A 568-nucleotide genomic window follows, 5' to 3' on the forward strand; every position below is an offset into this window, starting at 1 on the left:
CATAACCTTTCCGCAATCCCAGAAGCAATCACTTCACATAAAGGTTCCTGCTGGTATGGATTACTTCCGCCTTTGATTAAAACTCTTTTTCCATCTGCAATCTTCCACTTCTTAATCAACTGACCATCAGACGTATTATCTGGTGAAATCAAACTCATGCTGTCTGAAAATTCACCATATCCGAACAAAAGGTTTCCTACATCTTCAGAAAAATCATGATCGAAAAAATTTATTTCCTTCCACATCAACGGTTTATCCTTTGGGGATATCCAGTACTGATCGGAGAGACTGAGTCCATAACATTTTGCTAAAAGTTCTTGTGGAACTGACATATGCAGCAAATCCAAAGTTTCCCTTAGACCTGAACGGCTTGCAGGTATGGAACGTTTTGCCCACCATTTTGCCAGCATAGTTTTATCAACACCATGTTTTCCAAGGGTTCCCACAGGAAAATGTTTCTCTGCGTACACCTCATATATATTTGTAATATGGGATAATTCATCCAACTCAATTTCTGCAACTTCAATTTCTCTATGCATCAAAATGTATTTCATCATTCTCACCTCCT

The 568-nt window shown here is 38.6% G+C and carries 1 protein-coding gene; it reads right to left on the reverse strand.

The annotated features are described in order from the left end of the window. A partial coding sequence (locus H9X84_RS12785) for a hypothetical protein (RefSeq protein WP_205142738.1) occupies positions 1 to 557 on the reverse strand: 557 nt, incomplete at its 3' end. Positions 558 to 568 lie beyond the last annotated feature (11 nt).

The sequence above is a fragment of the Anaerotignum lactatifermentans genome, from assembly GCF_016902535.1.
GTDB classification, from domain to species: Bacteria; Bacillota; Clostridia; order Lachnospirales; family Anaerotignaceae; genus Anaerotignum; species Anaerotignum lactatifermentans_A.